This is a genomic window from Virgibacillus dakarensis (assembly GCF_900155625.1).
GTDB classification, from domain to species: Bacteria; Bacillota; Bacilli; order Bacillales; family Amphibacillaceae; genus Lentibacillus_C; species Lentibacillus_C populi.
The window spans coordinates 1-14,228 of record NZ_LT732554.1; the positions used below are offsets into that span (position 1 = coordinate 1).

The following is a 14,228-nucleotide window of genomic DNA, read 5'->3' on the forward strand; positions in this document are numbered from 1 at the left end:
TCACCCGTCCGCCGCTCGTTCCACTAGCGTCCTCCCGAAGGATTCCGCTTGCTTCCCGCGCTCGACTTGCATGTATTAGGCACGCCGCCAGCGTTCGTCCTGAGCCAAGATCAAACTCTCCAAAAAAGTTTGTATAAGATTAACACCAATTAATCTTATGAAATGTCTTAGCTTCAAAAATTGATTTCAGTGTCAAAAGCACTTCATCGGAATCTGACCTCCGGCTTCTGACCTCTGACATCCGTTCACATACTGGTTGTTTTGTTCAGTTTTCAAAGAGCAAATTTAGCTGTGCGTTTAACAGCAACTTTATAAGTATATCAGACCCTTTAATTAAAGTCAATACTTTTTTTTGCTTTTTTAAGCAAATGGGCCTGAGTGGACTCGAACCACCGACCTCACGCTTATCAGGCGTGCGCTCTAACCAGCTGAGCTACAGGCCCAACATAAATTATGGAGCGGGTGAAGGGAATCGAACCCTCATCATCAGCTTGGAAGGCTGAGGTTTTACCACTAAACTACACCCGCACAGAAATGTGTTTTCATTTTACACTTACACTGGTCGGGAAGACAGGATTCGAACCTGCGACCCCATGGTCCCAAACCATGTGCTCTACCAAGCTGAGCTACTTCCCGTAAAATATGGCGCGCCCGAGAGGAGTCGAACCCCTAACCTTTTGATCCGTAGTCAAACGCTCTATCCAATTGAGCTACGGGCGCTTTTTAAGCGAACTTTTTAATTTTAGCATACACGGTTAAAAATTTCAAATGTTTATTGATGCGGCCGAGAGGACTTGAACCTCCACGGGTTATTCACCCACTAGGCCCTCAACCTAGCGCGTCTGCCATTCCGCCACGACCGCATTTTAACAGAAAAAATAAACTGCTGTGTATCATCACAGCAATTTCATTCAGTGCGGGTGAAGGGATTTGAACCCCCACGTCCACAAAGGACACTAGACCCTGAATCTAGCGCGTCTGCCGTTCCGCCACACCCGCGAAAGATAAGAAAGATGAGCCATGGAGGATTCGAACCTCCGACCCTCTGATTAAAAGTCAGATGCTCTACCGACTGAGCTAATGGCTCATGTTTAAAAAAAGTTAATGTTTTCATCAAAACAATACAACTGCTTACTACAAAATAAAATATAACTGGGCTACCAGGATTCGAACCTGGGAATGACGGGATCAAAACCCGCTGCCTTACCGCTTGGCTATAGCCCAAAGATGGCGGTCCGGACGGGACTCGAACCCGCGACCTCCTGCGTGACAGGCAGGCATTCTAACCAGCTGAACTACCGGACCGAACCAAGTTAAAATATTCTATTCATGCAAGATGACCCGTACGGGATTCGAACCCGTGTTACCGCCGTGAAAGGGCGGTGTCTTAACCACTTGACCAACGGGCCATAAAAAATGGCGGAGAAGGAGGGATTTGAACCCTCGCGCCGCTTACACGACCTACACCCTTAGCAGGGGCGCCTCTTCAGCCACTTGAGTACTTCTCCATATGGCTCCACAGGTAGGATTCGAACCTACGACCGATCGGTTAACAGCCGATTGCTCTACCACTGAGCTACTGTGGAATAATCAGATAACATTCGTATTATAAACAAATTAAACTTATCGCAATTCATTTTTTCACATTCCAATATGCGTTTTTAATTCATCATAAAACCACATATCAAGACTCACAAATAAGGCGATGAAGTCTAACTGGGTATGTATATCATAGCAGTTAATCAATCATCCATTATTAATGTCTCTTTTTAGTCGGCAAACATGCGACGAAGAACATAATATAACATTTTCATTTATTTGTCAATCATTTTTACTCTAATCTGTAAAGAAAAAAGTAATATTTATTCAAGGCTTATTTAATTTAACACGGCAGGCATATTTCGTCAAGGTTTGCATAGCTTTTTTGACAAAAATGTATGCTTAAGCAGCTCATATTACGTGTTCAAAAAGCCGCCTAATCAGGTCCTGAAGGTCGAGGTCGACTCCCAAGTACCAGGCTTGCCGGTAAAGCGTGCCGGTTTTAGTCGTCCTTCCAAACCGAGCACTTTCGCTTTTGTTCTCGTCTAGGAAATTATAAAATTTTGCGGCTGTGGATAACTTAATAACCGGATAAGCCACGTCCGGCTCCAGCGCCCAGCGGCTAGTGTGCTTCCTTCACCTCCGTACGATAAGTCAACATCGACTCCCTCCGGTCGTCGTGTTTCCTTTATCTCCTACGGCTCAGTCCAGCACATACGCCGCTAACCGGGCGCTTCCGCCTTTGTTCCTCAGGACGTGCTGACCTCTGTTGTTGACTATTGTCGTAGGGGGTCTTAACAGAAAAACCCTTACTACTAACTCTATCATTTTGTGACTTTTTGAACATCCTATTTTAGTTTCTCTTCCAAAAGTTTTCCCCTGCATTTTCCACACCTGTATTTATTCACATCCATTTTGCGTAACCGCCGATAAACATGTCCACATTCCTGACATTCATAAAGATATTTAAATGCTCGCTTTGACGACGGCAGCGGGTTGCAATGCCTTGGGGATCCGGTCTCTTTTAATAACCTTTTGAATGATTCATCCCCATGCTTATATCCTTTTCCTTCTATATGAAGATGATAATGACATAGTTCGTGCTTAATAATCCCAATAAATTCATCCATATCCAGCTCAATCAAGTACTTCGGATTTAATTCAATCGTTTTCTTCACAGGTATATATCTTCCGCCAGTTGTTCTCAATCTGCTGTTAAATTGAACATGATCGGTAAATGGTTTATGAAAAAACTCAATAGACAGGTTATTAACCAAGTTGTAAAGTTCCTTTTTATTTAACACGTTCATTTTCTTACATCCTTATTCATTAATTTCTTCATTTTATCATATATAACTAAGGATGTAAGCTTAGCCAAAGAGTCAGTTATTTAAAATAAATATAATTAAACATTGATTTTTATTAGATTTATATTATAATTATTTATAGACTAATCAAAGGAGAGGTGTTTTATGAGTGAAAAGCGTAATACATTAACTACTGGAGCTGGAATTCCTGTAGGCGACAACCAAAACTCCATTACTGCCGGGCATAATGGACCTACACTAATTCAGGATTATCATCTGTTGGAAAAGCTAGCACATTTTGATAGAGAGCGGATTCCTGAGCGTGTTGTACATGCAAAAGGCGCAGGTGCTTTTGGCTATTTTGAAGTTACAAACGATGAGATTTCCAAATATACAAAAGCCGACTTTCTAAGTGAGAAAGGGAAGCGTACAGAAATGTTTGCCCGGTTCTCAACTGTTGCAGGCGAACTGGGATCATCTGATACCGTTCGCGACCCGCGCGGCTTTGCATTAAAGTTCTATACAGAAGAAGGAAACTATGATTTAGTTGGTAATAATACACCGATCTTCTTCATTCGCGATGCGATTAAATTTCCTGATTTCATCCATACACAAAAACGCAACCCACGTACGGGATTAAAAGATCCGAATATGGTTTGGGATTTCTGGTCATTATCACCGGAATCATTGCATCAAATTACTTATTTACATGGAGACCGGGGTATCCCGGCAACATTACGTCATATGAATGGATATGGCAGTCATACGTATAAATGGGTGAATGACCAAGGGGAAGCTTTCTGGGTAAAATATCATTTCATCAGTGACCAAGGTGTTAAAGGTATGGATGTTAATGTAGCAGACAAGCTTGCTGGGGAAAATCCTGATTATCATAGAGAAGATCTTTACAATGCAATTGAGAATAATGATTTCCCTTCATGGACATTATACGTACAAATCATTCCGTACGAAGATTATAAAACGTACAAATGGGATCTGTTTGATGTAACGAAAACCGTTTCCCAGAAGGATTATCCACGGATTGAAGTAGGAAAAATGGTATTAAACCGTAATCCGGAAAATCATTTTGCAGATGTTGAGCAGGCTGCATTCACACCAGGTAATTTCGTCCCTGGAATTGAAGCATCACCAGATAAAATGCTGCAAGGACGGATTTTCAGTTATGCTGATACACAACGCTATCGTCTTGGTGTTAACCATCAGCAAATTCCAGTGAACCGTTCGAAAGCGGATGTTAACAACTACCAACGTGACGGTTACATGCGTGTAGACGGTAACGGTGGCAGTACTCCAAACTATGAACCAAACAGCTTAAATGGACCGAAAGAGGATCCGGCAACGAAAATCAGTCCTTTTGAAATGCAGGGTGTCGCGGATAGTGTTGCCTATGATTCAGAAGATCACTACACACAACCTGGTGATCTGTATCGATTAATGAGCGCCGATGAAAAAACACGTCTTATTGAAAATTTCGTTGAACACATGAAGCCTGTTGAGAAAGACGAAATCAAATTACGTCAAATTGAACATTTCTATAAAGCAGATCCAGATTGGGGAGAAAGAATCGCGGCCGGTTTAGGATTATCTGTTCCTGAAGGCGTAAAGTAGCGCGACACGAGAATTCGCGCGATACTTTTAGAAATGAGAAAAAGGGTCGCTCCATATATGGGGAACGGCCCTTTTTTCTATAAAAAATTATCGGCAGCAAAATAAGTATTTAAATCAAGTACTATTTTTTATTTTCCACCATCGATAATGCGATTCTGCCCTTTTTCGTATCAACTTGCTCCACCCAAACGGTTACAACATCCCCAACTGCAGCAATATCCATCGGGTGTTTTACAAACTGATTGGACATTTTCGAAATATGGACAAGCCCGTCTTGTTTTACACCAATATCAACGAAAACACCGAAGTCAACAACATTTCGCACTGTCCCCTGCATTTCCATTCCTGGCTGCAAGTCTTCCATTGACAATACGTTTTGTTTCAATAAAGGTTTCGGTAAGTCATCACGCGGGTCACGTTCAGGACGGCTTAATGCACGCATGATATCAATTAGCGTTGGTTCGCCAATACCAAGTTTTTCTGCGATTTCTCTTTTATTTAGTGATTTTAATTTATCCTGTAAGGTGCCTGAACCAATATCTGTTAATTGGCAGTCAAGCATGTTTAATAGCCCCGTTACTTGTGGATATGTTTCCGGATGGATTGGGGTCCGGTCCAACGGATTATCTCCATCAATAATTCTCAGAAATCCGATCGCCTGTTCATACGTTTTCGCGCCTAACCGCGGTATCTTTTGCAGCTGCTTTCGATTTGTAAATTTCCCCTCATCATTACGTTTTTTCACAATGTTGTTTGCCACTGTTTTACTCAAACCTGAGACATATTGCAATAATGAAGTAGATGCTGTATTTACATTTACCCCAACTTGGTTAACTGCTGTTTCTACAACGAATGTCAGCGATTCGTTCAATGATTTTTGACTAACATCGTGCTGATATTGTCCAACGCCGATTGACTTTGGATCAATTTTGACAAGTTCGGCAAGCGGATCCTGCACTCGCCTGGCAATGGAAGCCGCACTTCTTTCCTCTACTTGTAAATCGGGAAATTCCTCACGTGCCAGTTTCGAAGCAGAATATACACTAGCCCCAGCCTCATTTACGATGATATACGGAACATCGAGTTTATGTTTTCCAATTATGTCAGCAATAAATTGTTCCGTTTCACGAGATGCAGTACCATTTCCAATGGCAATCAGCTCAACGTTATATGTTTTAATTAATTCCATCACAATTTTCTCTGCACCCACTATGTCATGCTTGGGAGCAGTTGGATACATCACACCAACGGAATGAACCTTTCCAGTCTCATCAACTACCGCAAGTTTACAACCGGTCCTGAAAGCCGGGTCAACACCAAGCACAGTTTTTCCTTTTAAAGGAGGCTGTAACAGTAAGTTCTTCAGGTTTTTCGAAAAAACATCGATTGCTTGCTCTTCCGCCTTTTCCGTTAGGCTATTTCTAATGTCTCGTTCAATCGATGGTTGAATTAAGCGTTTATAGCCGTCATCGATCGCTGCTTGTAAAATGTCTGAAACAGTCTGATTATCCGAGGATTTGACAACTTTTTTTCGTAAAAATTCAACAATCCGCTCGATCGGTGGCTCGATAGTTACTTTTAACACGCCTTCTTTCTCCCCGCGATTCAAGGCAAGAATTCGGTGGGAAACGAGAGAGCGAACGGCTTCGTTAAATTCGTAATACATTTCATAAACACCTTTTTCATCCAGCTCGGCTGCTTTCACCTCTGAACGAATGGCACCCTTTTTGTATGTTTCATCACGGATATAATCACGGAATTCAGGGTCGTCCGAAATCCATTCAGCAATAATATCATTGATGCCGCTTAATACATCTTCTACTGTATGTAATTCATGTTCTTCCGAAAAATATTTTTCCGCTTCTGCCTGTATATTAATATTTTCCTGCTTCCATACTAATTTGGCTAATGGCTCTAGTCCCTTTTCTTTAGCGATGGTCGCTTTTGTGCGGCGTTTTTGTTTGTATGGCCGGTATAAATCTTCTACTCGCTGTAATTGGGTTGCATCAGTTATATCGCGCTTAAGCTCTTCCGTTAATTTTCCCTGTTCATCAATTAAACGGATGACTTCTTGTTTTCGTTCAGCCAGGTTTACGGCATAATGCCATTTGTCCTGGATTAATTTAATTTGTACCTCGTCAAGTCCGCCAGTTACTTCTTTACGGTAACGCGCAATAAATGGTACCGTATTTCCTTCATCCATTAAAGCTATAACTTTATTAACAGTACTTGTTTTGACCTGGGCCTCTTTTGCCACCCAGCTGCTAAGATTTTGTTCTAATTCAACGGCCACTGCGTTTCCTCCTTTTCGTACACCTTTATTTTACCAAAATATATTTCGTATTCCTAATCCAAGTTGTCTCCTTACCATTGTTTCTGCTTGAGGTTTTGTCTTCTCATTGAGGTCCCTATCTCACGGATACACCCACGTTTAATCTGCCAAAAAAATATGGCCGTCAGTTTTTCCTGACCGCCGTCGTTATCCATCCAGCACAACATTACAAAAAAGCACCCTTTTTCACCCTTCATAGCGTATTGCAATTAATGTTGTATCATCGTTTTGTGATTCACTGTGCAGATGGGCATATGTGTTTGTTATATCGTTCACATCCCTGTTCAGGATAAACTTTTGTGACAGATCTGCATCGGTTACACCGTCAGAGAACATGAGGAAAATCATATGTGGCTCCAGTTTATCCGTGATCACTTTAAATGTTCTGTGGTAGCCTGCCAAGTAACCGGAATTGGGGATATTACGCTTCCTTTTTCCATCTCTCGTTATCGTCAAGACACCAATATTTCCGATGGAAGAAAAAGAATACTGCCCCGATAAAAAAGTCAACTTTAATATCCCTAAAACAACCCCACGTTTACGAAATAGCTGTTCATTGCACTGTTTAACGATGTGTTCCACCGTTGCATGAATATTGTTTTTAATAATATCGATCACAATTTGCGAGGACTCTTTTGCAAATTCTCCACTGCCTAATCCATCAGCTATTGCACAAACAAATTCATTCTCGGTCTCGATATAATAATAGCTGTCACCGCAATGGAAATTTCCCTTTTTTGCTCTTTGATAGACCGCTACCTCTACCCTGTTTTCTTTTGTGCTCAATCCAATACCTCCGTACTATCGGATTGGATAGCTTCCCGGAGTTTGCGTAAAGCGCGTCGTTGTAATCTGGAAACGTGCATTTGCGAGATTCCCAGCAGCTCACCGGTTTCCTTTTGGCTTCTGTTCTCAAAATAGGTGTACTGCAAAATTTGCTGTTCCCGTTCCGATAGGATAGGCAGAACTTTTTCCAAAAGCATACGCTGGTCAGCACCTTCGTATGCCTTGTCATCGTTTCCCACCAAGTCCAGAATAGCAACTTTACTGCCATCCGAATCTGCTTCAATTTCACGGTCTACCGATAAGGCTTTGTAACTTTTACCCATTTCCATCGTTTCCAGCACATCTTCTTCTGCCACATTCAGGTAATTGGCAATTTGTGTCACTGTTGGTGATTTCTGGTTTGATGTTGTCAACTCGTCTACCGCTTTCTTTATCTTGGGGCCAAGCTCTTTGATTCGTCTCGGTACATGAACACTCCATGTTTTATCACGAATGAATCGTTTAATCTCCCCGATAATTGTTGGGATTGCAAAAGATTCAAAGGATTTACCAAATGTTGCATCATATCGCTTGACTGCAGCTAACAGTCCAATCATACCGACCTGGACCAAATCCTCATGAATACCACTATTTTTGGAATACTTTCGGGCAATGGATTCCACAAGATCTTTGTAGGTTAGCACTATTTTCTCTTGTATCGCTTCATCAGCTGGCTCGTCCTGCAAGTGTTTGATCCATTGGTAAACCTCGTCTCTCCCTTTATTGTGTGGTTGAGATTTGGTCGTCATCAAAACCCACCTCTGTTTCTTGAAGGTACTTTGTCATCAAAACAATTACACCATAGTCATTGTTTATCTCAACCTTATCCATTAATGCTTCAATTAAGAAAAGGCCAAATCCACCTTCCCGTAAGGTTTCTACTGACTCTGTCTGTTTATAGGGTCCGATTGATCCTTTAATTTCATTCAAATCAAAACTTCCGCCATGATCAGCTACCATTATTTCCAGGCGATTGGGGTAAACACCGAAACCAATTGTAACCTCCCCTTCATCTTCTGCTTCATAGGCATGCGTAACGGCATTCGTAATTGCTTCTGATATCGCAACCTTTAAATCCTCAATATCCTCATAAGAAAAACCCATTCGATTGGCAATCCCGGAAATACTTAACCGAATAACACCAACATATTCCGCTTTTGCGGGTATCTTCATTTCAATAAAATCAAATGTTTCCATTATTCACTTCCACCTCGAATCGCAGCCTTAATATCCATTATGTCAATTAATCCTGTTATTTTAAATAACCGAAACACTCTCGTCTGTAAATCCACTAATTTTAACTGACTGCCATTCTCTTTCGTTGACTTCAGCGCACTAATAAAAACACCCAAACCAGTACTATCCATATAATTTACATGTTCTAAATTCACTTCAACTATTTGCCCTTCTGTTTTTGTTAGAGGTAATAGTGTTTCCTTTAGCTGTGGTGCTGTATAAGCATCAATTTCTCCCGATAAAATAACGTTGGATTGATTACTTGCTTCCTTAACATTAATTTCCAGATTCATATTTCAATCCCCCTTCATGTACTTAAACAAACTTTATAATGTTTAGGTACCCGACAATAAAAAAGGTTAAACGTTTCTTCGCAAAATAATCAGTGTAAAATCATCCCGAAGCTCAAAATGCTGCATCCGTTCGAAATATTTATATACGTGACCAACCATTTCCTGTGCTGATAAGCGGGAATAGCTTCTGATAACATCCAGTACTTCCTCTGTTTCGATAAAACGATGCCCTTGTCTGCACTCTGTTACACCGTCCGTTAGCAGGATAACCATGTCCCCTTTTTCAATCCTGCGTTCATACCGATTATACACAGCGTCTGCCGATACACCCAACACTAAGCCCTTTGTTTCTATTTCCTCAAAACAATCCCTATCCTTATGATAAAAAAAGCCGGGCTCGTGTCCTGCAGATGAATAGCGAAGTATATTTTCTTCCGGGAGATATTGAGCGTAAAACATTGTTATAAACATACTAGGATCGACATTTCGCTCCACAACACGATTTAAATTTTCCAGTATTGCCTTTGGTTGCATGAATTCTTCAGGAAGAATGTCCATCGAATATTTAATCATTGACATGCATAATGCGGCCGGGACGCCTTTCCCGACAACATCTGCCACTGCTACCCCGAGTGATCCGTCTTTCCCCTTAATAAAGTGATGGTAATCCCCATTCATTTGATGGGCGGGAACACTTACTACCCCAATATCCAGTCCTTCGATAACCGGCTTGGTTGTGGCTAAAAGTGTTCGCTGCATCCCGGCAGCTACGCCAATTTCAGATTTCAATTCAAGCTGTTTCTCCCTTAACGTTTGGAACTCTTGATGTGTGAGGCCGTAAGCTATCATGGATTCCAGGAGAAAATTCATGGAAATCTGCAGTTCCTCTGATAAATCCGGGTACAGTTCCCTTAATGCCTGAATATGCAAATTAATGATTTCCTCGGGAGGTATTTTACGTTTAATAAACGATTTGCTGATTTGCTCAGCACCATATAAAGATTGCTCGTCCCGGGTTTCAATATAATGCTTTAAAAGATTTTTGTAGTTTTCTGTATCTGATTTTATTGCATCCATAAGTCTATATCCCCCTGTGATCGGAGTTATCCAACTGCTTTTTCTAATAGGTAAGAAAGTATAAGAATCCGGGCTCAATTCTGCTCATGTCAGGGCAGGCCACGCCCGGCTCCAGCGCCTTTGTCCCTCACTAATGAGGAATGACTTCCCGCCCGCGAAGCCATTCCTCATGCTGGGTTTAACGCAGCCATTTTATTGCTTTTATTTCCGTGCCTTTCCCTTTTTCCGATTTTATATCAAAAACGTCCATCAAGCGTTTTACACCTGGCAGGCCTGCGCCAAGCCCCCCCGAAGTTGTAAAGCCATCTTCCATCGCCTGACTGATGTCATCAATCCCGGGTCCTTTATCAACCGCTATCATGCATATCCCTTTTTGATTTATGTTATCTATTACTTCAAAGTAAATTTGGCCTGAACTGGCATATAAATATATGTTGCGGGCAAGTTCTGATATCGCGGTAGCAATTCGTGCCTGGTCAACGGTTCCAAAGCCTGTTTTCTTGGCTATATCACGGCCAACCTGGCGTGCACCAACAATATCCCACTCTTTTTGTATGTTAACGCGGGATTGGAGACTCATCATTAATCCCCCAATTCCTGATGTAATTTAATCAGTCCTTGTTCTAAATCCAAAGCGGTGGGAACGTTCTTCATATGAATCCCCAGATCGATTAGTGTCATTGCGACAGCTGGCTGAATACCAGTTAATACTACTTTCGCCCCCATTAGGTCTGACATGGTTACAACATCACCTAATACTTTGGCAATAAATGAATCGATTATTTCTACAGAAGTTAAATCAATAACAACTCCTGTTGCCCCGCTTTTATGAATTTTACTTAGCAGATCCTCCTGAAATTGTATTGCTGTATTGTCATCGATTTCTGTCTGAATCGAAATTAATAAATAATTATGCAGTTTAAGAATCGGTATTCGCACAAAATCACTCCCCGTTCAATGATTTCAGCATATTTTTAATCTCTTCTTTGGAACTAATAGTTTCAACTTTACGGTTAGTAATTTCAAGCGCCTTTTGGAAGCCTTTCTTCAATGAACTTTTCGTCGGGAATTTGCCTAAATCAATCCCCAAGTTAACAATGGTCTGAGCGATTTCCGGACGAATTCCTACCAAAATGCATGTTGCCCCAACCAGACGAACTGCCTCCGCCGCTTGTATAATATGATGAGCCACCATTGTATCGACAACAGGTACTCCTGTAATATCCATTAACACAACCTCGGAATTATGTTTAATCACACCTTCAAGTACATTTTCCATAATCAGCTTTGCGCGTTCTGTATCAATGGTACCGATTAACGGCATGATGGTAATGTTGTCCATCACCGGGATAAGCGGAGCTGATAATTCCTGCAAGGCTAATCGTTGCAAGGAAACGATGTTCTCCCAGCTTCCCGAATATTCATTGACCAGTTGACGAATAATTGGTTCAACCCACGCATCAACGCTTTGTAATACATTTGATATAAAAGCGGAATCCACTTGCTCTGATTGACTGAGAATATAATCAATCGTGACCCTTCTGAATATATGCAGCCCGTCCGTAATGTAACTTAATGGCCAGCCGAGATTAACCAGTTTTTCCGAAAAGTCTTCCAGTATTTTAGACGATCCCTGGTTTTTAATACTAGTAAAAATCACATTGACAAATTCTCTGTTTGTACTTTCAAATAATTCATCAGAAATTGTTGTTGTATAATTGTCATCCTTTGAAATATCAACCTCTTCCATCCACATCTGTACGATGGAATCACTATTTTCCAATGCTATCCTCTTAAACTTATCATCCATTTCACATGCCCCCAAACCATCTTTAACTATTATTAAGAATATTGTAAAGTATTTTTTGATATTCGTGCAAATTTTCCATACAATAACATATTCCGACAACATCAATTTTTATTTATTGTAACATACATTAACCGAGGGCATAACAAAAACCCTTTTTAAGTTTACCTTTTTTCGCCGCATAAAACGGAATTATTTCACCTTAAGAGTCCTTTAGAAGGTTTTTTTTCGTTTTTATTGAAGGAAGCAAATTTTTAACCAGCACAAATAGACATACTTATCAGTATGTTTTTTCTTACTATTCAATTAATAAATTCAGAGTTGTAATGTTAGCTGCCGTGAACTTACTGGTTTCTCTATGTATTTAAAATGCCGAATGCCATGTTTGTCTTTTATCAATATGGCTTCCATCCCCGCTGAAAAACGATATAGAAACATCTTAATTTTATCCTTTGCTTTAATCCCTTTTGCCCGTTCAATCACGTCATGGAAAAATCCATTCTGCTTTTCTACTTTCAGCGTCATAAACGTTATCATAATGGAAACGAGTAAAAACATTCTTTTCAGTCTTGGCAATGTACGAACCCGAACATTTTCTAAGTCAAATTCCTGCTTTTGAACGCGAAACATTTCTTCGATACGCCATCTAGTAATATAAGCTTTCAAAATAGACAGGACCTCTTCCTTTTTTTGAACCCGTTTATTTGTAAGCAGCACCATCGGCTCTTTTCCGTATCCATACACCACAACCATAGTGAATTTTTGACCCTTTAGCGAAGGAATTTCCACAGTAAGATGAGAGACTTTCAAATCATATACGGTTCCCTTTATTTCAGAACGAAAATTGATTTTCCCTTTCCTTCTGATCGCTAAGTTGTGTACAGGGAATTTTTTATTCTGGTACAATAAATTCCGATTTTTCTTCAAACGAATGATAAAGTTATTTTTCTGCTTGAGGATCTTTTTCATGACTTCTATATTGTCATACCCACGATCCATCACAAAGGTTGCCTTCTTTGCCTCTACAAGTTGATTCACGTAATCCAAGCCCTTGTATGTTTCTTCATTTTCGCTGACAAATCCCTTTTCGGCGGCGGAGTACAGATGGGAATAAATTGAAATCGGGTGCTTTGTTTTCGGAGCCACGGCAATCATGTTGGTTGTCCAATATCCATTGCCTATCTTTCCTGTTGAACCATCTCTCACTTGTCCAAGTGCTTCCATTTTACTGGCAGTAGATTTCACAATCTCGGAATTATCGACTAAAACCAGATTATCTTCCTCTTGTAGAAAAGGTTTTACCATTTCCTCATAGTTCTCCAACAGCTCGGATGTTTCGTGAAATTCGTCCATGCGATTGGACAGTCGCTTGACGGTTTGTATCGCTTCAATGGGTTCTTCCAGAGCGCGTGCAATTTTAGTAAGCAAAACAGATCTGCCTTTTGCTAGTCCAAATAACATGTCCAGGATAAAGTTTTTGTTGGGTTTTTGCAGCCCTTGGGTTAATTTGGACGCAAAATGAAAAATGGAACGTTTTGTGGTATAAATTGATTGGTTAAATGTGTTATGATTAGACATAAAGAGTCTCCTTTTTGTGTTCATATATTTTGTTTTAACCCAATAAAATTTTAACACATTTAGGGAGGCTTTTTATTTTTCTTTTTCAATAAATGACGTACATTTTAAGCAAAAAACGTTAAAATAGGCATCAAAAAGTTCATTTATCACTAGAACTTTTCGATGCCTATTTTTTGTTGGAAGTCAATCATTATTTTTAGGTAAACTTAAAAAACCCTTGCTGCTGAATCTGACAAGGGTTTTTGTTAATGGCCATACATTTCTTTTAGTCCCAGACTTATTTCCAATGCATGGTTTATTTTCTCCATCATTTCTTTATCTAATTTCGTTATTTTGTCTGTTAACCGCTGTTTGTCCAGCGTTCTGATCTGTTCGAGCAGAATAACAGAATTACGGTCAAACCCATATCGCTTTGCGTTAATCTCCACATGGGTCGGGAGCTTTGCCTTTTGAATTTGTGCTGTAATGGCTGCTACAATAACGGTTGGGCTGAACCGGTTTCCGATATCATTTTGCAAGATCAATACTGGGCGGATGCCTCCCTGTTCTGATCCAACAACAGGAGATAAGTCGGCAAAATAAACTTCGCCTCTTTGTACGATCAA

13 protein-coding genes, 12 tRNA genes and 1 rRNA gene are annotated in these 14,228 nt (G+C 40.5%); 1 reads left to right on the forward strand and 25 read right to left on the reverse strand.

All coding sequences use genetic code 11. From position 1 onward, the window contains the following. From CZ382_RS09455 to CZ382_RS09525, 14 genes are all read right to left on the reverse strand, one after another. Positions 1-126: ribosomal RNA gene (locus tag CZ382_RS09455) — 16S ribosomal RNA — on the reverse strand; the annotation flags it as partial. A 243-nt stretch (positions 127-369) separates the two neighbouring features. Next, positions 370-443: transfer RNA gene (locus CZ382_RS09460), tRNA-Ile, on the reverse strand. A gap of 11 nt (positions 444-454) precedes the next feature. Then, positions 455-528, reverse strand: a tRNA-Gly gene (locus tag CZ382_RS09465). Positions 529-559: 31 nt separating this feature from the next. Beyond that, positions 560-636, reverse strand: a tRNA-Pro gene (locus CZ382_RS09470). Between the two features lie 7 nt (positions 637-643). After that, positions 644-720 (reverse strand) — tRNA-Arg (locus tag CZ382_RS09475). 59 nt (positions 721-779) lie between these two features. Further along, positions 780-863: transfer RNA gene (locus CZ382_RS09480), tRNA-Leu, on the reverse strand. Between the two features lie 52 nt (positions 864-915). Beyond that, positions 916-999, reverse strand: a tRNA-Leu gene (locus CZ382_RS09485). Between the two features lie 15 nt (positions 1,000-1,014). Continuing rightward, a tRNA-Lys gene (locus CZ382_RS09490) sits at positions 1,015-1,087 on the reverse strand. 65 nt (positions 1,088-1,152) lie between these two features. Continuing rightward, a tRNA-Gln gene (locus tag CZ382_RS09495) sits at positions 1,153-1,224 on the reverse strand. Between the two features lie 4 nt (positions 1,225-1,228). Next, positions 1,229-1,305 (reverse strand) — tRNA-Asp (locus CZ382_RS09500). Between the two features lie 32 nt (positions 1,306-1,337). Next, a tRNA-Glu gene (locus tag CZ382_RS09505) sits at positions 1,338-1,409 on the reverse strand. An 8-nt stretch (positions 1,410-1,417) separates the two neighbouring features. Further along, positions 1,418-1,508, reverse strand: a tRNA-Ser gene (locus CZ382_RS09510). 3 nt (positions 1,509-1,511) lie between these two features. Continuing rightward, a tRNA-Asn gene (locus tag CZ382_RS09515) sits at positions 1,512-1,586 on the reverse strand. 801 nt (positions 1,587-2,387) lie between these two features. Next, entirely contained in the window at positions 2,388-2,849 is a 462-nt protein-coding gene (locus CZ382_RS09525) for a SprT family protein (RefSeq protein ID WP_088051027.1), read from the reverse strand. A gap of 162 nt (positions 2,850-3,011) precedes the next feature. Between CZ382_RS09525 and CZ382_RS09530 the strand changes: the two genes are divergently transcribed. Next, positions 3,012-4,475 (forward strand): catalase, encoded by a 1,464-nt coding sequence (locus tag CZ382_RS09530; RefSeq protein WP_088051028.1) that lies wholly within the window; start codon positions 3,012-3,014, stop codon positions 4,473-4,475. 121 nt (positions 4,476-4,596) lie between these two features. Here the strand turns inward: CZ382_RS09530 and CZ382_RS09535 are convergent, their stop codons facing one another. The 11 genes from CZ382_RS09535 to CZ382_RS09585 all read right to left on the reverse strand — a co-directional run bounded on the left by CZ382_RS09535 (position 4,597) and on the right by CZ382_RS09585 (position 14,228). Next, complete coding sequence (locus tag CZ382_RS09535; protein WP_088051029.1) at positions 4,597-6,768, reverse strand: Tex family protein; 2,172 nt, start codon at positions 6,766-6,768, stop codon at positions 4,597-4,599. A 225-nt stretch (positions 6,769-6,993) separates the two neighbouring features. Next, entirely contained in the window at positions 6,994-7,593 is a 600-nt protein-coding gene (locus CZ382_RS09540; RefSeq protein WP_088051030.1) for a SpoIIE family protein phosphatase, read from the reverse strand. Beyond that, complete coding sequence (sigB, locus tag CZ382_RS09545) at positions 7,590-8,381, reverse strand: RNA polymerase sigma factor SigB (protein WP_088051031.1); 792 nt, start codon at positions 8,379-8,381, stop codon at positions 7,590-7,592. Before sigB ends, CZ382_RS09540 begins: the two co-directional genes overlap by 4 nt. Continuing rightward, positions 8,353-8,829: an anti-sigma B factor RsbW gene (gene rsbW, locus CZ382_RS09550; protein ID WP_088051032.1), complete on the reverse strand. Its 477-nt coding sequence runs from the start codon at positions 8,827-8,829 to the stop codon at positions 8,353-8,355. Before rsbW ends, sigB begins: the two co-directional genes overlap by 29 nt. Continuing rightward, entirely contained in the window at positions 8,829-9,161 is a 333-nt protein-coding gene (locus CZ382_RS09555; protein ID WP_088051033.1) for an STAS domain-containing protein, read from the reverse strand. The genes rsbW and CZ382_RS09555 overlap by 1 nt, the downstream gene beginning before the upstream one ends. A gap of 66 nt (positions 9,162-9,227) precedes the next feature. Further along, the gene (locus CZ382_RS09560) at positions 9,228-10,238 is read right to left on the reverse strand and encodes a PP2C family protein-serine/threonine phosphatase (RefSeq protein ID WP_088051034.1); all 1,011 of its coding nucleotides are present in this window, start codon (positions 10,236-10,238) and stop codon (positions 9,228-9,230) included. A 178-nt stretch (positions 10,239-10,416) separates the two neighbouring features. Continuing rightward, positions 10,417-10,818: an anti-sigma regulatory factor gene (locus CZ382_RS09565; RefSeq protein ID WP_088051035.1), complete on the reverse strand. Its 402-nt coding sequence runs from the start codon at positions 10,816-10,818 to the stop codon at positions 10,417-10,419. Between the two features lie 2 nt (positions 10,819-10,820). Then, positions 10,821-11,177: an STAS domain-containing protein gene (locus CZ382_RS09570; protein WP_088051036.1), complete on the reverse strand. Its 357-nt coding sequence runs from the start codon at positions 11,175-11,177 to the stop codon at positions 10,821-10,823. Positions 11,178-11,181: 4 nt separating this feature from the next. After that, positions 11,182-12,048: an RsbT co-antagonist protein RsbRA gene (locus tag CZ382_RS09575; protein WP_088051037.1), complete on the reverse strand. Its 867-nt coding sequence runs from the start codon at positions 12,046-12,048 to the stop codon at positions 11,182-11,184. A 312-nt stretch (positions 12,049-12,360) separates the two neighbouring features. Beyond that, positions 12,361-13,623 (reverse strand): transposase, encoded by a 1,263-nt coding sequence (locus tag CZ382_RS09580; protein WP_159457745.1) that lies wholly within the window; start codon positions 13,621-13,623, stop codon positions 12,361-12,363. 245 nt (positions 13,624-13,868) lie between these two features. Then, positions 13,869-14,228 carry a type II toxin-antitoxin system PemK/MazF family toxin gene (locus CZ382_RS09585; RefSeq protein ID WP_088051038.1) on the reverse strand — a complete coding sequence of 120 codons (360 nt, stop codon included), beginning with the start codon at positions 14,226-14,228 and terminating at the stop codon, positions 13,869-13,871.